Genomic DNA, 18,796 nt, shown 5'->3' on the forward strand with positions numbered 1-18,796 from the left:
TCGCTGTAAGGTAAACTAACCGATAAACCCGAAATTTAACATGGAGAACACTCGGTAAGGAGTCATAATTCAATGTCTCATAGCGTTAAAATTTACGATACCTGTATCGGTTGCACCCAATGCGTTCGGGCTTGTCCCCTCGACGTGCTGGAAATGGTTCCCTGGGATGGCTGTAAAGCTGCCCAAATTGCCTCCTCCCCCCGCACGGAAGACTGTATTGGTTGCAAACGTTGCGAAACCGCTTGTCCGACGGATTTCCTAAGCATTCGGGTTTATCTCGGAGCAGAAACCACCCGCAGTATGGGTCTAGCCTACTAGGCCTGGCAATCATTCTGTGTTTAACATTTAGCGAAAACTAATCTTGTTAAGAGGACTAACCAGTCCTCTTTTTTTTTGTTATACTCCCGTCGCTAGTGAAGATTTTAGTTAGGGTTTGCGGCAAAAAGTACGGGCGAAGCATTCGGATAGAAAATCTACGGTTTCACCGATAAGTTATTGCCCGAATGCTTCGCCCCTACAGGACGCAATCGCCGATCAAGATGCAAGGTTTTTGAGCCACTAGCTTTAAAATCTTGCACCTGCCTCGCCAAACAGGCCCCAAACCCCTTACCTCGTCTATATTTCACATTTATTCAGCAGACCCTAGTTAGGTAATTCCCCAAAAAGTTGACGATATTTTTGCAGTTTTGCCTCCATTTCTACTAACTGCTGATTAGCCTGTTCTGCCCGTTGGCGTTCATTTTCAGCCCGTTGGCGTTCATTTTCAGCCCGTTGCTTTTCCTGCTCCAGTAGTTGATTAATTTCGCTGTAGGACAAAAATTGAGTACCATCAGGACGATAAATTTTTAACTCGTCGGTTAAGTCAAAACGAATGCCTAAACGGGGACTCACCCAATTATTAACCTCACTAACACTGTCTAAACTGTCACCAATTCGCTGCCAAGCTTCTAGACTATTATCATCGGGATCATAGACGTAGTATTCTTGGACTCCATAGCGATCATAAAATAGCAATTTTTTGGCCATTTCGATGGAGGTATTACTGGGAGAAAGAATCTCAAAGACGACTTGAGGAGCAAGATTATCTTCTTGCCATTGTTTGTAGGAACCTCGATCGCCTTTCGGTCTGCCAAATACTACCATCGTATCAGGAGCGGCAGCAATTTTCGGCTGGCCTTCCACGGGATACCACAACAGATCCCCCGCTACAAATACCTGGGGATCATCGATATATAACCAGTCGAGATTCTGCTTAATCGTCACTATCCAGTTAAATTGTTTAGTATTATCTGCCATCGGTTTACCGTCGCTCTCAGGATAGATAATCTCGGTTTTGTTAACTTGACTAACCATGGGGAATACCTGCCGAACTCATTGGGCTATTTTTATTATATAATAAACTTGAACTAAGTAAGGAAAAGACCGCTCTTGATTTTAGAACTACAGCAAGTAAATTTAGCTATCCGACGGGGTAGTGCTTATCTGTTAGAAGATATTACTTTTAGCATCAAGCAAGGAGAAAAGTTAGCTATTGTCGGAGCATCTGGGGCAGGAAAAACGACTATTTTACGATTGTTAAATCGTTTGCAGGAACCAAGCACGGGAAATATTTATTTTCAAGGTAAATCGATTAGGGAAATACCGGTTATTTCCCTGCGACAACAGATAGTTTTATTGCCACAAGAGTCTAAATTATTAGGGATGACTGTTCGAGATGCTCTCGCTTATCCTCTGCAATTAAAAAAACTTAACCCTGCTGAAATTAATCAGAGAATTGACCATTGGACATCCCTATTAAAAATTCCTCAACAGTGGTTTGAGCGCGGAGAGTTAGAATTATCTTTAGGACAAAGACAATTAGTAGCAATTACCAGAGCTTTGCTGTTAGAACCGAGCATACTGTTATTAGATGAACCCACCTCTGCTCTAGATACAGGCACGGCCAGCAGGTTATTAGAAGTATTAAATAATCAAAGTTCAATGACGATAATTATGGTCAATCATCAACTGGATTTTTTAGAGGAATTTGCCGAGCGAGTCATTTATCTAGAAGCGGGAAAAATTGGATCAGATTGCCTCGCCAATCAATTAGATTGGTTAGGGCTAAAAACTCAGTTAATTGATTTAGAAAAATCTCGACAAAGTGACAATTGGTAAGATTAACTTAAAATTGCTGCGCCCTCCTGAAAAACTAATAATTCTCCTGCATTAATCGCTGTCCAAACTTCATTATCAGTTAAGGGTGTAGTGGCAATAATTGCCACTTGATCGCCCAGACGAGCTAAAGCTTGAAAGTCAACGCTCACATCTTCATCAATTAAATGAGCAGCGGCAAAAGGATATTGCCGGATTATATAGCTTAATTTAGTTGAACAATGGGCAAAAAAGTGTTCACCATCGCATAAAAGATAATTAAAAATACCTTGACAAGCGATAGAGTTTGTGATAGTTTTTAGGACTGGATAGAGTTGTTCTAGGGAAGGTTTGCCCTGGGGAAAAGTCTCTCGCAGGGTATTAAGAATTAAACAAAAAGCTTTTTCCGAATCCGTCTCCCCAACCGGTTGATAAAAATCTCCCGCAGCAGGTGAGAAATTTTCTAAATTACCATTATGGGCAAAAACCCAATATTTTCCCCACAATTCCCGCCGAAAAGGATGACAGTTTTCTAGTTTAATTTCTCCTTGGGTGGCTTTGCGAATATGGGCGATAACATTGGTAGAATGGATGGGATAGTTTTTAATTAATTCCGCAATCGGAGAAGCGATCGAGGGTTGAACATCAATAAAAGTTCGGCAGCCTAAACCCTCAAAAAAAGCGATTCCCCAACCGTCTCGATGTTCGTCGGTTTTTCCTCCCCGCGCACAAAATCCCTCAAAGGAAAAACAGATATCCGTGGGGACATTACAATTCATGCCTAGAAGTTGACACATAGTTGCTTGAGTTTGAACTGAACATCAGATGCTGGCAAAATTACTTACTGCCAGCAGTCGTGACAGGAGACAGGAGAATTTTTTTCAGCTGCCTCTTGCCTATCCTAGCTAAGAAATTAATCTGGCACTGAGTAGGTAGGTGTTAAAAACTGTCAGACACCCCCCTTATCAAGGTAGGGTTGATTCATGAATCAACCCTACTATGAATCAACCCTAGGGATTAAAGGGGGAACCATCTTCAATTTAATTATAACCAGCTAATTAAATCAACCTCTGAAAGACAAAAAGGGCAAAAAATCAGATTTATAGCGATATAATAGCTATTTTTTTGACCAAAAAGGTCATTTATTTGCTGTTATTGCCTTTTATCTTCCCGCATCCCTGTTTTAACTCCCATGAATCTGAATCGGGCGATCGAGATTAATTTTTTGGACTGCTTATTGGATAAAATAGGAAATCAGGCCATCTAATCAAATCTGTATCCTTAAGGCTATGACAATTATTTCTCGATCGATCCCCCAATCACCCACTAAATCCTCGTCTATCGGCGGCTGGCGCGGTTTGATCGAAGAATATCGCCAATTTCTGCCCGTAAGCAGTAAAACCCCTGTAATTACCCTCCTAGAAGGCAATACACCCCTGATCCCCGCCCCCTATCTCTCAGCACAAATCGGGCGCGATGTCAAGGTTTTTGTCAAATATGATGGCTTAAATCCCACCGGCAGCTTTAAAGACCGGGGCATGACCATGGCCATCTCGAAAGCTAAAGAAGAAGGGGCAAAAGCGGTGATTTGTGCCAGTACTGGGAACACCTCGGCGGCGGCGGCAGCCTATGCAAGACGTGCGGGGATGCGGGCCTTTGTGATTATCCCCGATGGTTATGTAGCCTTAGGAAAATTAGCCCAAGCTTTATTGTACGGAGCGGAAGTCATCGCTATTAATGGCAACTTCGATGATGCCCTCAAGATTGTCCGCCAACTATCAGAAAATTATCCCGTAACTTTAGTCAATTCCGTCAATCCCTACCGTTTAGAGGGTCAAAAAACCGCCGCTTTCGAGATTGTCGATGTCTTGGGTAATGCCCCCGACTGGTTATGTATTCCCGTGGGCAATGCGGGCAATATTAGCGCCTATTGGATGGGATTCTGTCAGTATCACCAGATAGGCAAATGTGACCGACTGCCGAAGATGATGGGTTTTCAGGCCGCCGGGGCTGCCCCTTTTATCTCTAAACAACCGGTTGACCATCCCGAAACCCTAGCCACGGCTATCCGTATCGGCAACCCCGCTAACTGGGAAAAAGCCTGGGCCGCTAGTCACGCTAGTCAAGGGCAATTTCACGCGGTCAGCGATGAGGAAATATTGGCAGCCTATCGGATTTTAGGGGGCCAAGAGGGGGTTTTCTGTGAACCAGCCAGCGCCGCTTCTGTGGCAGGATTATTAAAAGTGCATCAACAGGTTCCCGATGGGGCCACCGTAGTGTGTGTTTTAACGGGAAATGGCCTAAAAGACCCAGATTCGGCGGTAAAATACAGCAATAACCAACTAAAATCTGGGATTGCTCCCGAATTAACCCAAGTGGCTCAAATTATGGGCTTCTAAGCTAACGTTAATTCGGGTTAAGTAGTGCTTCTATAAAACTCCCTTAGAACTGGGAATTATACCGGCGCGACGGGGATCGATCGCTATGGCCCCACTCATCGCCCGGGCAAAAGCTTTAAAAGTAGCCTCAATAATATGATGGGAATTAATCCCGTCTAATTGGCGAATATGTAGGGTCATTTGACTGTGATTGACCAAAGCAACGAAAAATTCCCGCACTAGCTGAGTATCGTAGGTTCCCACTCTTTGGGTAGGAATTTCTAGACCATAACTGAGGTGGGGGCGACCGGAAAAATCGAGGGCAACTTGCACTAAAGCTTCATCGAGAGGGGCGACAAAATGCCCGAAACGGACGATCCCTTTTTTGTCCCCCAAAGCTTGCAGTAAAGCTTGTCCGAGGGTGATTCCCACGTCTTCATTGGTGTGATGGTCATCAATTTCTAGATCTCCGGTGGCAAGCACATCGAGATCGATTGCGGCGTGGGAGGCGATTTGCTGCAACATATGATCAAGAAAGGGAATTCCTGTCTGGGCGCGACAATTGCCGCTACCATCAAGATCGATCGTCACCTGGACATCGGTTTCTTTGGTAGTACGACTAACCGAGGCGCGACGGCAAGGTGAGACAAAAGAATCGGGTATCTGGGAAGTGGAAATCATTGAAGTAAAAATAAGTAGGTAGCCGTTAAAAATTATCAGATGCCCCCCTTATTAAGGGGGGATTAAGGGGGGATCGGCACCCCCTTATTAAGGGGGGATTAAGGGGGGATCGGCACCCCCTTATTAAGGGGGGATTAAGGGGGGATCGAATCATTGACTAGGGAGATGAGAGTTTTTTTCAGTGATCAGTAAACCTAAAACTCATATCTGATAACTGATAACTGATCACTGATCACTGAAAAGGCCTAACTTTCTGGTTCAGTTTTAGCTTCCGCCGGCGGACCCGGGGGCAAGGCTTCCTCGCTCAGGGGTTGAGGATTTTGGCTAGTGGGGGGACTAGCGGGGGAAACCTCCGGCTGATTGAGAGCGGGGGTTTGGGGGGGAGCTTCTGGAGCTTTTTCTTCGATTATCGCTTCTTTGGGCGGTTCTGGCTGGGTTGGGGCTGGATTTGGCCCTGTGGTTGCGGGTGGCTTGACGTTATCCGGTTGGGGACTAACGACGGGCTGCGGGGTTTGATTGGGACGAAGCGGGGTTTCAATTGCCGGCGTTACGGGGGGGGAGTTACGCGTATTGAGGTTACTACCCTCCGGTTTTGGGGGATTAGCGATCGCACCTCGGCACACTTCCGGGTTAGGGGCAAAACTGACTCGCACCTGATAGATTCTCGACTCACCACTGGGATTATTAAAACGAGTTGATCTCACTTCCCCAGCCGCCTGTTGATTGAAAATCGGGAAGCCAGCACTTTTAATTAACTGGGGTTCACTGCTGAGGCGGCCTTGACCATCCACCGTCACCCCATAAACCGCCGTCCCCGCTAATTGACGGGAACAAGCCGTGGCGGGATAATTACCAGTCAAATTGACGGTAGTTATACCTCTGCTGCCCTGATTGGGCTGATTTAGTTCATTTAAGGCGTTAGGATTAGTTTTTTGGACTCTGGCCAGCCAATCCACCTGATTTCTCATGGCCTCTTCGTTACTGGTATTGCTTTTGTCCGCCTCCAGGGAGCGCAAACGTTCCCGCATTTCCCACATTAATTGTTGACGACGCTGTTCATCGAGGGGAGATTGACCATTCGGCTCCGACGTGCGGGCCAAGGAATTGTTTAATTGTTCCTGCGCCTGTTGCGATGCACTACGGGGCGAATTTCGCAATTCATCTGGAGTTAGATTATCTCGGTAGGGATCGAAGTAAGGCTGGAGCTGCTGGTTATTAGTCCCCCTAGGCCGATTATTATTCTCTGACAGGGTGGGAACAGAAGGAGGACTAGGTAAACTGGGGGTAGAAGTGGGAAAATTGCGAGGAATCGGTAATCTACCCGAGGAGGAGATAGATGCCACGGGAGGAGAATAGATATTGACGGAGGGTAAGGAGGAGAGGGGAGGTAAAGGGGGAAGGGAAGAAACCGAGGGTAAAGGAGGTAAGGTGCTGTTATGGATGCCATCCATGGCGGGGAGAGGAGGCAAAGAGGAAGAAGACGAATTGAGGTTAGGCAGTCCGGGTAAGCTGGACAGGGAGGAGTCAAGACTGGGAAGACGTGACTGCTCTAGAGGATTCAATTCAATCAGATTGACGTTGCGTAATTCCTTTTTTGGCTCCTGCGCTGGATTATTGAGGAAATTAGGTAAGATAATCGCTAAAATTAGGGCATGAATACCAAGAGAAGCGGCGAACGAGAGATTATTAGAGTTAATTAGTTTATTTTCTTCGGTTTCTAGACCAAAATAGGAGGATGTCATAATCTAGTTAATTGAGCAGCGCCTGGAGGGGGAAAGTTAACTCTATTCTAATCGTCAAGGCGATTTTTTTTTCTTGAGGGCGGGGAATTAATTGGTGTCAGTACCCCACCACCCCACACCCCACACCCCACACCCTGCCCCTAGGAAAAACTTTTTCAGCCAACCCTACTTATACTGCGATCGAGCCACAGCTTTTAATTTGGGATATAATTCCGAAGGGTCTAACAAAGGGATAAACTCATCGATTACCGGTTTAAAATTAGCCGAAAAATTCTCCCTAGTTCCATGACCGTTAGGCGATTTAGGCAATGATTCTAATTCAGGGAATTTGGGCGTTTCTGGGGTTAACTGTGAGAATAATTCCTCCACATCACTCATCCCTTTGCGAGGATCATCAAAAAGAGAAGTTTCTAAGTTGAATAAAGAATCTTTACCCATGGCTACTGTGCCATTATTATCGGTTTTTCCCGCTTGTGGCTCTGGATAAGGCCGCTCAAGGGTGGTAGAAAGTATATTGACCTTTTCCTGTTTAGGGACAACTGCTGTTTTTTTGCCATTTAACTGGGAATCTGGCAAGTTTTTACAAACCAAGCGCTCGAATTCCCCCGTAAAATGAAAGGTAGGATGGCCGCGACGGTGCCAAATTTTGAGAATTTCCTCCACCGAAATGACTTTGTAACGTCCCTGATAGAGTGCCTCTAAAATCGCCATGCGAATCCAATTTAGCGAATAGGTGGGCAACCAGCGCTCGATTAATTCTTGCGCTTTATATCCTCTCATTTCAAATCGATATTGGTTGAGTATAGTCGCTATCTGCATGAGGTTGATCTCTGGGCTAATCTCTGCCATAGAATTTACAAAAACAGTGAGCGCAATCGTTACGGCTACTAGGCACTCCGTATCTTAAGATTTTATTCGGGTTTTTCCTAGCGGTTTTCCCCTATTCTCCCCACACTTACCCTTTCTAGTATCTTCACTCAAGGTCAGTTGACTCCCTAAAATCTGGTTCGCTTTTGACGGCAATTTATCCCCCGCTAACTCCTGTACGGTTTAACGGGACTTCTCTGGCGACCTTAAGATAGTTTTTGTCTTTTCCCTGATTAGGCGATCGAGTTTATACCTCTTTGGTACCACAATCTGACTAATTTGTCAAGAAAAAGGCAAAATTTCATCGATAAACCCAGAGGAGATAGAACTATAGCACTACCCTGACAGCCTACCCGATCGAGGTTTTCTGAGTCCCCAAAAATTTTTTGTTAAAATTTGCAACATAACTTAACAATGTGTTACACTTCTTAACACAAGCATACAAAAGGAGCCTCCCCATGACTGCCCGCGGCTACACCACCGAAGAACAAGGAAGACTGAATAATTTTGCTGTCGAACCGAAAATGTACGTTGATAGTTCCAGCGGTCTCGGTTTTACCAAAAAAGCTGAAAAATTGAATGGCAGACTAGCTATGATTGGCTTTGTCTCTCTTTTGGCCATTGAAGTGTTAACCGGTAAAGGAATTATTGCTTGGATTACCAGTCTCTAAGAATTAACAATCCCGTCGCGCTGTTCGGGGAGTTCAGTCCCCGTCCAGACGGGGTGATTCAGATAGCATAAATGCCCTCAAAAACAGCTTTAGCAGGACCTGTCATGTAAACCCGGTTATCGGTTTGAGACCAGTGAATCTGAAGACAACCACCGGGGAGTTCCACGGTACAGATGCGATCGCATTTCCCCGTTAACAGGGCCGCCACTACCACAGCACAAGCACCAGTACCGCAAGCGAGAGTAATTCCCGCTCCTCTTTCCCAGACACGCATCTTCATATAATCCGGCGCGATTACCTCCACGAACTCCACATTAGTCCGTTGGGGAAAAACCGGGTGATGCTCAAATTTTGGCCCGATAGTTTCTAGGGGAATAGAGGCCAGATCATCCACAAAAGTGACACAGTGGGGATTACCCATACTAACGCAAGTAACTAACCAATCTTTACCCTCCACCTCTAGGGGAACCGCGAGGACTTTTTCTGATCCATTGACCAAAGTGGTGGGGATTTCACTGCCTAGTAATTGCGGCGGTCCCATATCGACCGTTACCTGTTCATTAGCTTCTAAACGGGGAATTATCGTTCCTGCTAGAGTATGAATGCGATAGGTGCGGCCAATGGTGTTGTTAGCCTCTAAACGGGCGATAAATTGGGCTAGACAGCGAATACCGTTACCACACATTTCCGGTTCCGAACCATCAGAGTTGAAAATTCTCATGGTGTAGTCGGTTGCTGCTTGGCCGGGAAGCGCAAAAATCACGCCATCGGCACCGATGCCAAAATGTCGATCGCACATAGCCACGGCTATTTCTGGTGTGATCAGGGGTTCGGGACTGTGACGGTTATCTATCAAAATAAAATCATTGCCCAGGCCTTGATATTTGGTGAAGGGGATTTTCATGGTCAATAAAAGCTGCTCAACAGGAATAATAGAGGATGAACACCTCATCGATAAACTCATTATGTCTCAATTTGATCCTGGTCTGCCGAGTATTAAACAAGTACAGAGCTATATTCAAGAGAAACGGGAAGTAGAAATTAAGTTAAGCACCGATGATCTCCTCGTTGGTCGCATCCTTTGGCAAGATGCTAACTGTCTATACCTAGTCGATCACTACGATAAACCCACTTTAATTTGGCAACAGTCTCTAGTTTATTTAAGACCTAAAGCCTAGGAGGAAATCAGACCCATCAAAAATTCATTATCCACATCTAGACTTTTATCCCAATATTCCTGTCTTAATTTTTGCACTCTTTCTGTTGCTTTTGCGGATGGGTGCAGAGTTTTTTTGCAGTTTACTCTCATTAGCTATCGATAATAAGTAAGTAGTTATAATTCAATTGAAGATAGATTTTGCCTCTGATCCCCCCTGCCCCCCTTGATAAGCTATCCATTAGTCAGATCTTTCTTAACAATTTTTGCAGTAAGCACTCCAACCCTTATCCTGACTTGATTTCAGTTTTTTCTTTGTCAGTAAGGGTGTCAACAAGGAATATTACAAATTGTTAACCGAGTCTTGAAAGCCTTGTGCTACAGAAAAGAGCGATAAATAGAGGATTATTATAGCTATTCAAGCTTATTTTCCCCTTCTTTTAGCAGAGGTATCGAGTTTTCTGCCGTCAAAATGTCAGGAATATCACTTAAACTGGCAGTTTGATAAACCTGTTCATTTCTAGCAAATAAATTGCCCATATCTTGAGAATAATTAGAAGCGATCGATAATAAAGCTCCGGCAAAAATATAGAGAGGTAAAGGCAAAATAAACCCCTTGGCCCATTGATAAAACTCCACCAACAAAAATAACAAAACACAACCCACAACCCAGACTTTCATCGCACTTTTTCCCTATTTTTACGAGAAAAGGTGAGCAAAAAGCCCACCTTTTATTTAACTAATTCCAGTAAGAATTTATTCAATCACGGGAGCGATTAACTCACGTCTTTCACCGGAAATTACTTTCACCTTACCTTCCTCATCGATATCGACCATGGCCGTATCCCCATCAGAAACCCGTCCGGAGAGAATTTCTTCAGCCAGAACATCTTCCAACAGACGCATAATCGCACGACGTAAGGGACGAGCGCCGTAGGCCGGATTATAACCTTCCTCGATCAAGCGTTCTTTAAACTTATCAGTAACAGACAAAGTAATATTTTGTTCTGTCAGACGTTTAAACACATCCTTGAGCAGGATTTCGGCGATTTCCTTGACTTCTTCCTTATTGAGTTGACGGAAGACAATAATCTCATCGAGACGGTTGAGGAATTCAGGGCGGAAATATTGTTTTAATTCCTCATTAACCAGCGATCGAATGCGATTATACTGGGCCTCGGCTTGATTATCGGCAAACTCGAAACCTAAACCACCGCCACCCTTCTCGATGACTTTAGAACCGATGTTCGAGGTCATAATCAACAGGGTATTTTTAAAGTCCACCGTGCGACCTTTGGCATCGGTCAAACGTCCATCTTCAAGGATTTGCAGAAGCATATTGAAGACATCGGGGTGAGCTTTTTCGATTTCGTCGAATAGCACCACCGTATAAGGACGACGACGCACCGCTTCCGTTAATTGTCCCCCTTCGTTGTAACCAACATAACCCGGAGGTGAACCGATTAACTTAGAAACCGTGTGCCGTTCCATGTATTCCGACATATCGAGACGGATCATCGCATCTTCCGAACCGAAGAAATAAGCGGCCAGAGCTTTAGTTAACTCGGTTTTACCCACCCCCGTTGGACCGGAGAAGATAAAGGAAGCAATGGGACGGTTGGGATTTTTCAGACCGACGCGAGCGCGACGAATGGCACGAGACACCGCTTTAACCGCGTCCTCTTGACCGATGAGACGCTGATGCAGGGTATCTTCCATGTGCAGCAGTTTCTCGGATTCGGTTTCGGTCAGTTTGTTGACGGGAACCCCAGTCCAAGAAGCGACGATGTGAGCGATTTCCTCGGCATCCACAAAGGGTTCATCGTTGCCATCTTCGCCTTTTTTGGTAGAAGCGAGATTCCGGATCTGGGTTTTGATTTCCATTTCCCGATCGCGCAATTCCCCAGCTTTCTCGAAGTCTTGACCGCGCACCGCGTCATCTTTTTGTTTGAGAATTTGCCGCAGTTCCTTGTCTAATTCCTTGGCTGCCGGTGGCAATTGGGAATTAATCAAGCGCACTCTCGAACCAGCTTCATCGATTAAATCGATCGCTTTGTCCGGTAAGAAGCGATCGCTAATGTAGCGATCGGACAATTTCGCCGCCGCTTCTAGCGCTTCGTCTAAGATTTTTAGTTTATGGTGCTGTTCGTAGCGTTCCCGGAGACCGTAGAGAATTTCGATCGTTTCTTCTACGGAGGGTTCACCGACCATAACCGGTTGAAAACGTCTTTCTAGAGCCGCATCCCGTTCGATATGTTTGCGATACTCATCCAAGGTCGTCGCCCCGATACATTGTAGTTCTCCCCGGGCCAAAGCCGGTTTGAGAATATTGGCCGCATCGATCGCCCCTTCGGCTGCCCCAGCACCGATGAGAGTATGAACTTCATCGATAACAAGGACGACGTTACCCGCTTGGCGAATTTCGTCCATGATTTTTTTGAGGCGTTCCTCAAATTCGCCGCGATATTTGGTTCCCGCCACTAACAAGCCGATATCGAGGGTGACAACCCGTTTTTCTTCGAGAATGTCGGGAATATCCTTGTTAGCGATGCGTTGGGCCAATCCTTCTGCGATCGCTGTTTTACCTACCCCCGGTTCCCCGATTAGGACTGGGTTATTTTTGGTACGACGACCGAGAATTTGGATAACGCGCTCGATTTCCTTTTGTCGGCCGACCACGGGATCGAGTTTACCCTCGCTGGCCATTTGGGTGAGATTGGAACCGAATTCATCAAGAGTGGGGGTTTTAGTGCGACCTTGGGAAGATGAACCGGCGGCCACTTCGGCGGTTTCCCCTAACATTCTGATCACCTGGGTGCGAACTTTCGAGAGATCCACGCCGAGATTTTCCAGAACCCTAGCGGCCACACCTTCCCCTTCGCGAATTAGTCCTAAAAGGAGATGTTCTGTGCCAATATAGTTATGGCCCAGTTGACGGGCTTCTTCGAGGGAGAGTTCTAAAACTCGTTTGGCTCTGGGGGTGAAGGGAATTTCCACGGCTACGAATCCGGAACCGCGACCGATGATTTTCTCCACCTCCACGCGCGCATCTTTGAGATTGACACCCATGGACTTGAGGACTTTGGCGGCAACTCCCGTTCCCTCTCCAATTAGTCCTAGTAAAATCTGCTCTGTTCCCACGAAGTTATGGCCAAGGCGGCGGGCTTCTTCTTGGGCGAGCATGATTACTTTAATGGCTTTTTCCGTAAATCTTTCAAACATAGCCTATCCATCACCTACACAAGCGACCCTAGATATGCTGATTTTAGCACGGCTTTTTAGTTTAGCCCTCTTTCAGTGATCAGTTATTGGGGAGCGGCCTGGAAACCTGCCGATAAGTTGTTCACCCTTGCATAATCAATCCCCTAGGCTCGTGGTTGTACCCATCCCTCGATCGCTTGACTATTGATCGCCCATTTTCAGGTCAAAACTCGAAGTATAAGCAGATTAAATATTACTAGCTATTGACAAATGAGTATATATGTTGTAGGACGGGGTGACATACAGAAAGTTGACCCATATCGTTACTCTGGAGAGTGTTATGCAGAAAGTTGACCTATAATATATAGTTAGGTCGCTTAGTATTTGAGTCATCAATATGTATGCCTAAACTAACGCTTCAAGTCCGAACCCATGACAACTTGTTAGAACTACTCGCTCAATCTGAATCGGGAGCTTGTCTGTATGGATATCGCAGCTACACTAAATGAAATTACAACTTTAAGTGTTGAGGATAGAATCCTTCTGGTTCAAGCGATTTGGGACAGTATTGCAGTGGAACAGGTGTATCCTGATTTAACCGAGGCGCAAAAACACGAACTCGATCAGCGGATTGAGGGTCATAATAATGATCCCGATAACGTCCTCACCTGGGAAGAGATGAAAGCATCAGTCAGAAAGCAAGCATGAAGTATGTACTGGTATTTCGTCCAGAAGTCGGTGACGACCTCAGGGATGCCTATGATTGGTATGAGAGTCAACAAGCTGGTTTGGGTGATGAATTTATTGATTGTGTAGATGACTTACTCAATCAGATCGGCATGATGCCAGAGTCTTATGCAATCGTTTATCTGGACATTCGACGAGCAGTCATCAAACGATTCCCATATGCTGTCTACTATCGAGTGATTTCAAGTCGGGTCGTTGTGACCGCGATTTTTCATGGTCGGCGTGATCCAAAGTCATGGCGATTGCGAACCTAACAACCCCAATGCACCCGACCATTGAGGTTATTGGTTAGTGCGATGCCAAAGGCACTGCGTAGCAGAGCGCATCGCCTCGTAGGTTGGGTTGGGCAAAACAATACTGGGGCGAAAATAGCTCAATTGGAAGCTTAAAGTTCATTAATAATTATTGATTGTTGCTTATTTTATAGCTGCTGTGGTTGTGAGACTAAACCCATTCTTGCTCAAAAAGTAAAAAGGGAAATATATTCCCTTTTTCTGGCTTTTATGGACTCATATCCTAAACGATTTCGGGTTTAACACCTCTTTGGTCGAGAATTTTCTGTAATTCTGCTTCGTCGGTTTTGGTCAAAGAAGTGCGTAATACTTTACCTCCGTAGGGGGCCACTTCATCGAGGACCTTATCGGGGGTAACTTTTTGGACGAGAACAAAGAGAGCAGATGTACCGGGCTGCAGGGTTTCTCCCAATTCCCGCATAAAATTGTCATCCACACCGATATCACTTAAAGCACCTCCCAAAGCGCCACCAGCAGCACCGAGAACAACCCCCAAGAGAGGGGATAAAAAGAGTGTACCGATTAATAATCCCCAGAAACTGCCACTAGCGGCTCCCGCTGCCGTTAAATTGACCGCTTGCTTGAGTTTAATCTCGCCATCTTTGTTTTTAACCACTACGGCGGCATCTTCTAGCTCGATGAGATGTTCCCGTTGCAGTTTAGCCAAAGTTAAACGAACTTCTTCTGCTTTAAATTCGTCCTCATAGGCGATGACAAATAGATCAGCCATGGTTTTTCCTCGATTATTAGCAAATAAAACTTTTATACACTACTTTTGCCGGATCAAAAAGTTTGAGGTATCGGAGAATACCGAAAACCCATGGGGATTAGGTGTCATAGATACGAGCTTCAAAAGCATCGGGATTTTCTTGACAGTATTCCTCAAAATAAGTTTTTTCCGGTTTTTTAGCGCGTTGGTGTGCCAATTCTGCCTGTAATTCCTCAACAATATCCCAAGCTGCGGCACAATCGGGAGAATTTCCCCCTTTTTCAGCACATACTGCCCGGGCAATATCTCTAGCTTTGATAATCTCCGCTTCTAAATCAAGACTGCGGGGCTTTTCGACGGCGTTACCTTTATGGAGAATGTCACTAACAGAGATAACACCGAGCAAACCGCCTTTAATTACCGGTGCGAAACGAATACCGGTATTAGCAAATAAGCGGGCCACATATTCAACCCCGAGGTCGGGATTAATCACGATGCAGGGTTTGCTCATCACTTCATAGACGCGCACTTTTTGCGGATCTTGACCGAAAGCGACGACTTTATAGACAATATCGGTTTCGGTGATAATTCCGTAAGCATCTTCATCGTGACGACGATCAACAATGAGAGTTCTAATGTTCTTTTCTCTCATCAATTGTACCGCTTTGGCAACGGTTTCAGAACCTTTAATCTTGGCCACCTCCGTGGTCATAATTTCAGCTGCTTTCATAGTCATAGTTGGAGAAGTTAAGTTGTGCCTTTGTTATTTTAGGGTATAAACTGACCCGTAATACTGACGGCTGACGGCTAAAAAACCGCTCCCTGATTAACGCCATTCTACCAGTTGTCGTTCTTGGACGACCAAACCATATACTGTCTCGGTTTGACGGGCTAAATTCGCCCAATGAAAGCGTTTTTCTAGGTCTTGGTAGGCGTTATTAACTAATTTTTGAGCGTATTCGGGATTATTTAAAACCTCTAAAATGCCCCAAGCGAGGGAATCAGGATTATTGACGCGGGTGACAATTCCCGTTTGGCCATGACGGACAACTTCGGGAAAACCGCAGGTATCGGAAACTACCACGGGAACCCTAGCGGCGAAACTTTCCAGGGCGACAATGCCAAAAGGTTCGTAAAGACTGGGAAAAACGGCACAATCGGCCACAGTTTGGAAGCGATCGAGGTTTTCATCGGACATAAAGCCCGTAAAATAACAATGATGCCAGATACCGAGATGCCAGGCCTGTTGCTTGAGTTTGTCGGTATTGCCGCCACCGATAATGACAAATTTAGTTTGACCCTCGGTCTGGGCCAGGACTTTTGGGGCAGCGTTGAGTAACACCGAAACCCCCTTTTCAAAGGTCATACGCCCGACGTAATAGACGATTTTTTCGTGATCTTCGGCATATTGACGACGAAAAGCTCGGTAATCAAAGTTAGGGTCTCTTTGCTTTTTCTCGGCCCGAATACCGTTATAAACCACATCGATTTTATCCCAGGGTGCGCCCAAGGCCCGATGGACTTCATGACGCATATAGCCGGTACAGACGATAACGCGCCAAGCATTATAGACGAGGGTTCCCTCTTTGCTGCCGATATAGCGTTGGGTGTCGGTGTGCAGTCCGTTATAACGTCCGTATTCCGTGGCGTGAATAGTGGCAATCAGGGGTATTTTAAAGAGATGTTTCAGGGCGATGGCTGCATCCCCTACTAACCAATCGTGAGCATGAACAAGGTCAAATTTTCCGTATTCGGCGATTATTTTGCCGCCTTGTTGTCCCATGCTGTTATTCATGTTGACCACCCAATGGAAAAAGTCATTGCCGGGGGGTACGGGGACGCGGTGGATGTGAATACCTTCCACCAGTTCATAACTGGGGGCCTGACCGAATTCGATCGTGATTAAATGGACTTCATGACCGAGTTTGACGATTTCGGGATAGAGTTCAGCGACATGACGGGCGATACCGCCCACTAATCGCGGTGGAAATTCCCACGCCAACACTAAAATCCTCATTTTTCCCTAACCTCGACCTGATTTAAGCTTGTAGGTAATCTTGACATCCCCATGGTATCTATTTTGGCTCTGGTTTCTTCCTCTAATTGCCACTCTCCCTGCGCCAGTCTTGAGAGGATTTCTTGTCGCCACTTGTTTAATTGTTCCTGAAAAGCGGCCGTTTGTAGATCGTTGCGCCAGAAAATTAGGGCCGATTCGCCAGTTTGCGAATAATAATTTTTCCGCTCTCCAGCGACGCGGAAGCCAAAATGCTCGTAGAGTGCGATCGCTGACTGGTTCGACACCCTCACCTCTAGCGTAGCCCTTTCCAGTTGTCTTTGTACAGCCTTTTCAAGAAGTTTGTAGAGAAGCAGTTTTCCTAATCCTTGTCTTTGATAGTCGGGATAAATTGCCAGGAGGGTAATATGCGCTTCTTCGAGAATTGCCCAAAAACAAGCCAATCCGATTAGGGTTTCGTCCTTCTGGTCCAAGTTAAGAATTAATAATTCACTGTTGGGGCTGTTTAATTCCCGTTCATAACCGGATAGGGTCCAAATACCGCCGAGACTGCTGCGATCAAGAGACACCATGGCGGCAAGATGCTCTGATTTTGGGGTTTTAAGCTGTATTTTTGCCATTGATCGGGAATGGGAGAATTATGAATTATGAATTATGAATTATGAATTATGGTTCTTCGTTACTTGGTATGGTTCGATATGGGGGCATAAATCGACTAAATCCTTATCTGGCAAGAGATTTAATTGATTAGTTCGCTCCAGATCGCAAACAATTGACAAAAATTGCGGTAATGTCTGTTTCTATAAGGGTTTCATCCCTTATAACCCCCGTCCATTGCATAACACAAACCGAAGAACCTGAATTATCAAGTGGGGAGAAGGGGGAGGGTAGAAAAAGCTGACGGCTGACGGTTTCAAGATAACAAAGGCCGAATCTAAAACCTAATTGGTTAAGTTAAAAGCTTTGAGGTACTTAGTTTCTAACCTTCTTTTTAGGTAGGAGAATTGCCAGATTCTGTCTTTTGCCTCTTGACTGTTGGCTCTTGCCTTGAGAAGCTGATCACTGAAACATCACCCATCTTAATTTTTTTTGGCGGCCATCGTTAAGCGTTTTAATCTGGTTCTTAACATTTTGCCAGTATTCTCAAAATTGAATAGTATAGATTGGAATAACTCAATGTACGCAAACCTATGGATGGCAGCTTAATCCTGTTCAATATTCTCAATCCGCCGGTTTTGTTCTTTTTCTTAGGAATGCTGGCAGTATTTTTTAAATCCGACCTAGAGATTCCCCAACCACTGCCTAAACTCTTTTCTCTCTATCTTTTGATGGCGATTGGTTTCAAGGGAGGCTATGAACTAGCGGAAAGTGGCATCAATAACCAAATCGCTTTAACTTTGATTGCCTCTGTGGTTATGGCTTGCATCGTTCCCATTTACACTTTCTTTATCCTGAAAATTAAACTCGATAGTGCCAATGCAGCAGCGATTGCAGCCGCCTATGGTTCCATTAGTGCCGTTACTTTCATCACCGCCAGTTCTTTTTTAGAAAAACTGCATATTTCCTATGGCGGTCACATGGTAGCGGCCTTAGCTTTAATGGAATCGCCAGCGATTGTAGTGGGTTTAATCCTGGTGCGAGTCTTTAAAGAGAAAAATGGCGAAGAAGAAGCATTTTCTTGGTCAAAGGTTCTACATGAAGCCTTTTTAAATGGCTCGGTATTTCTCTTAGTCGGTAGTGTTATTATTGGTATGCTGACGGGGGAAAAAGGCTGGGAAAAATTAGAACCTTTCACCCAAGGGATTTTTTATGGTGCTTTAACTTTCTTTCTCCTTGATATGGGATTAGTGGCGGCGAAAAGAATTCGAGAATTAGGCAACACTGGTCCTTTTCTCATCGGTTTCTCGGTATTTATTCCCGTCATCAATGCTATGGTGGGCATCCTCATCGCTAAGGTTCTCGGATTTGAACAGGGCAATGCTTTATTATTCGCTGTTTTGTGTGCCAGTGCCTCTTATATTGCTGTTCCTGCGGCCATGAGAATGACTGTTCCCGAAGCGAATCCTAGTTTATACGTTTCTATGGCCTTGGCTTTAACTTTTCCTTTCAATATCATCATCGGTATTCCTCTGTACCTAGAGATGATCAAAATCATTGGCTGTGGAGTCTAAAAAGCCCAGCGGTTTTTAAATAATTCCTGTCAA

At 45.2% G+C, this 18,796-nt stretch carries 20 protein-coding genes; 8 read left to right on the forward strand and 12 right to left on the reverse strand.

The window, feature by feature from the left end; all coding sequences use genetic code 11:
• Positions 1 to 72 precede the first annotated feature (72 nt).
• Positions 73 to 318, forward strand: coding sequence for a photosystem I iron-sulfur center protein PsaC (psaC, locus tag LW728_RS06565; RefSeq protein WP_002734319.1), 246 nt, complete (start codon positions 73 to 75; stop codon positions 316 to 318).
• 324 nt (positions 319 to 642) lie between these two features.
• Here psaC and LW728_RS06570 read toward each other — a convergent pair whose 3' ends face one another.
• Positions 643 to 1,353, reverse strand: coding sequence for a Uma2 family endonuclease (locus LW728_RS06570; protein WP_287765830.1), 711 nt, complete (start codon positions 1,351 to 1,353; stop codon positions 643 to 645).
• A gap of 75 nt (positions 1,354 to 1,428) precedes the next feature.
• On the opposite strand from LW728_RS06570, the gene LW728_RS06575 reads away from it, so the two are divergent.
• Positions 1,429 to 2,157, forward strand: a complete 729-nt coding sequence (locus tag LW728_RS06575; RefSeq protein WP_287765832.1) for an ABC transporter ATP-binding protein — start codon at positions 1,429 to 1,431, stop codon at positions 2,155 to 2,157.
• 2 nt (positions 2,158 to 2,159) lie between these two features.
• On the opposite strand, the gene LW728_RS06580 is transcribed toward LW728_RS06575, so the two are convergent.
• Positions 2,160 to 2,930: a class II glutamine amidotransferase gene (locus LW728_RS06580; RefSeq protein ID WP_287765834.1), complete on the reverse strand. Its 771-nt coding sequence runs from the start codon at positions 2,928 to 2,930 to the stop codon at positions 2,160 to 2,162.
• A gap of 492 nt (positions 2,931 to 3,422) precedes the next feature.
• Here LW728_RS06580 and thrC point away from each other — a divergent pair, with 492 nt between their 5' ends.
• Complete coding sequence (gene thrC, locus LW728_RS06585; protein ID WP_008203543.1) at positions 3,423 to 4,532, forward strand: threonine synthase; 1,110 nt, start codon at positions 3,423 to 3,425, stop codon at positions 4,530 to 4,532.
• Between the two features lie 30 nt (positions 4,533 to 4,562).
• On the opposite strand, the gene hisB is transcribed toward thrC, so the two are convergent.
• The 3 genes from hisB to LW728_RS06600 all read right to left on the reverse strand — a co-directional run bounded on the left by hisB (position 4,563) and on the right by LW728_RS06600 (position 7,783).
• Positions 4,563 to 5,192 carry an imidazoleglycerol-phosphate dehydratase HisB gene (hisB, locus tag LW728_RS06590; protein ID WP_104397039.1) on the reverse strand — a complete coding sequence of 210 codons (630 nt, stop codon included), beginning with the start codon at positions 5,190 to 5,192 and terminating at the stop codon, positions 4,563 to 4,565.
• Positions 5,193 to 5,437: 245 nt separating this feature from the next.
• On the reverse strand, positions 5,438 to 6,934 hold the full coding sequence (locus LW728_RS06595; protein WP_287765837.1) for an energy transducer TonB: 1,497 nt from the start codon (positions 6,932 to 6,934) through the stop codon (positions 5,438 to 5,440).
• A gap of 165 nt (positions 6,935 to 7,099) precedes the next feature.
• Positions 7,100 to 7,783 carry a hypothetical protein gene (locus LW728_RS06600; RefSeq protein WP_287765840.1) on the reverse strand — a complete coding sequence of 228 codons (684 nt, stop codon included), beginning with the start codon at positions 7,781 to 7,783 and terminating at the stop codon, positions 7,100 to 7,102.
• Between the two features lie 476 nt (positions 7,784 to 8,259).
• On the opposite strand from LW728_RS06600, the gene LW728_RS06605 reads away from it, so the two are divergent.
• On the forward strand, positions 8,260 to 8,472 hold the full coding sequence (locus tag LW728_RS06605; RefSeq protein ID WP_002801686.1) for a CAB/ELIP/HLIP family chlorophyll-binding protein: 213 nt from the start codon (positions 8,260 to 8,262) through the stop codon (positions 8,470 to 8,472).
• Between the two features lie 58 nt (positions 8,473 to 8,530).
• On the opposite strand, the gene dapF is transcribed toward LW728_RS06605, so the two are convergent.
• Positions 8,531 to 9,376: a diaminopimelate epimerase gene (dapF, locus tag LW728_RS06610; protein WP_287765842.1), complete on the reverse strand. Its 846-nt coding sequence runs from the start codon at positions 9,374 to 9,376 to the stop codon at positions 8,531 to 8,533.
• A 61-nt stretch (positions 9,377 to 9,437) separates the two neighbouring features.
• Here dapF and LW728_RS06615 point away from each other — a divergent pair, with 61 nt between their 5' ends.
• Positions 9,438 to 9,650: an Hfq-related RNA-binding protein gene (locus LW728_RS06615; RefSeq protein ID WP_002733331.1), complete on the forward strand. Its 213-nt coding sequence runs from the start codon at positions 9,438 to 9,440 to the stop codon at positions 9,648 to 9,650.
• Positions 9,651 to 10,042: 392 nt separating this feature from the next.
• Here the strand turns inward: LW728_RS06615 and LW728_RS06620 are convergent, their stop codons facing one another.
• Positions 10,043 to 10,309 carry a hypothetical protein gene (locus LW728_RS06620; protein ID WP_287765845.1) on the reverse strand — a complete coding sequence of 89 codons (267 nt, stop codon included), beginning with the start codon at positions 10,307 to 10,309 and terminating at the stop codon, positions 10,043 to 10,045.
• A gap of 75 nt (positions 10,310 to 10,384) precedes the next feature.
• A complete protein-coding gene (locus LW728_RS06625; protein WP_002732350.1) occupies positions 10,385 to 12,850 on the reverse strand; it encodes an ATP-dependent Clp protease ATP-binding subunit in 2,466 nt (821 codons plus the stop codon).
• Positions 12,851 to 13,312: 462 nt separating this feature from the next.
• Here LW728_RS06625 and LW728_RS06630 point away from each other — a divergent pair, with 462 nt between their 5' ends.
• On the forward strand, positions 13,313 to 13,537 hold the full coding sequence (locus LW728_RS06630) for an addiction module protein (RefSeq protein ID WP_008199613.1): 225 nt from the start codon (positions 13,313 to 13,315) through the stop codon (positions 13,535 to 13,537).
• On the forward strand, positions 13,534 to 13,830 hold the full coding sequence (locus LW728_RS06635; RefSeq protein ID WP_287765848.1) for a type II toxin-antitoxin system RelE/ParE family toxin: 297 nt from the start codon (positions 13,534 to 13,536) through the stop codon (positions 13,828 to 13,830). The genes LW728_RS06630 and LW728_RS06635 overlap by 4 nt, the downstream gene beginning before the upstream one ends.
• 262 nt (positions 13,831 to 14,092) lie before the next feature.
• On the opposite strand, the gene LW728_RS06640 is transcribed toward LW728_RS06635, so the two are convergent.
• The 4 genes from LW728_RS06640 to rimI form a co-directional block, all read right to left on the reverse strand.
• Entirely contained in the window at positions 14,093 to 14,599 is a 507-nt protein-coding gene (locus LW728_RS06640) for a DUF1269 domain-containing protein (protein WP_002801676.1), read from the reverse strand.
• 97 nt (positions 14,600 to 14,696) lie between these two features.
• The gene (locus LW728_RS06645) at positions 14,697 to 15,314 is read right to left on the reverse strand and encodes a CP12 domain-containing protein (RefSeq protein WP_002756663.1); all 618 of its coding nucleotides are present in this window, start codon (positions 15,312 to 15,314) and stop codon (positions 14,697 to 14,699) included.
• A 90-nt stretch (positions 15,315 to 15,404) separates the two neighbouring features.
• The gene (locus LW728_RS06650; RefSeq protein WP_287667243.1) at positions 15,405 to 16,595 is read right to left on the reverse strand and encodes a glycosyltransferase family 4 protein; all 1,191 of its coding nucleotides are present in this window, start codon (positions 16,593 to 16,595) and stop codon (positions 15,405 to 15,407) included.
• A complete protein-coding gene (rimI, locus tag LW728_RS06655; RefSeq protein WP_287667245.1) occupies positions 16,592 to 17,212 on the reverse strand; it encodes a ribosomal protein S18-alanine N-acetyltransferase in 621 nt (206 codons plus the stop codon). The genes LW728_RS06650 and rimI overlap by 4 nt, the downstream gene beginning before the upstream one ends.
• Before the next feature lie 570 nt (positions 17,213 to 17,782).
• On the opposite strand from rimI, the gene LW728_RS06660 reads away from it, so the two are divergent.
• Positions 17,783 to 18,763: a sodium-dependent bicarbonate transport family permease gene (locus LW728_RS06660; RefSeq protein WP_287667248.1), complete on the forward strand. Its 981-nt coding sequence runs from the start codon at positions 17,783 to 17,785 to the stop codon at positions 18,761 to 18,763.
• The last annotated feature ends 33 nt before the right edge of the window (positions 18,764 to 18,796 follow it).

This window comes from Microcystis sp. 49638_E5, assembly GCF_021300285.1.
In the GTDB taxonomy this organism is placed as follows: Bacteria; Cyanobacteriota; Cyanobacteriia; order Cyanobacteriales; family Microcystaceae; genus Microcystis; species Microcystis aeruginosa_C.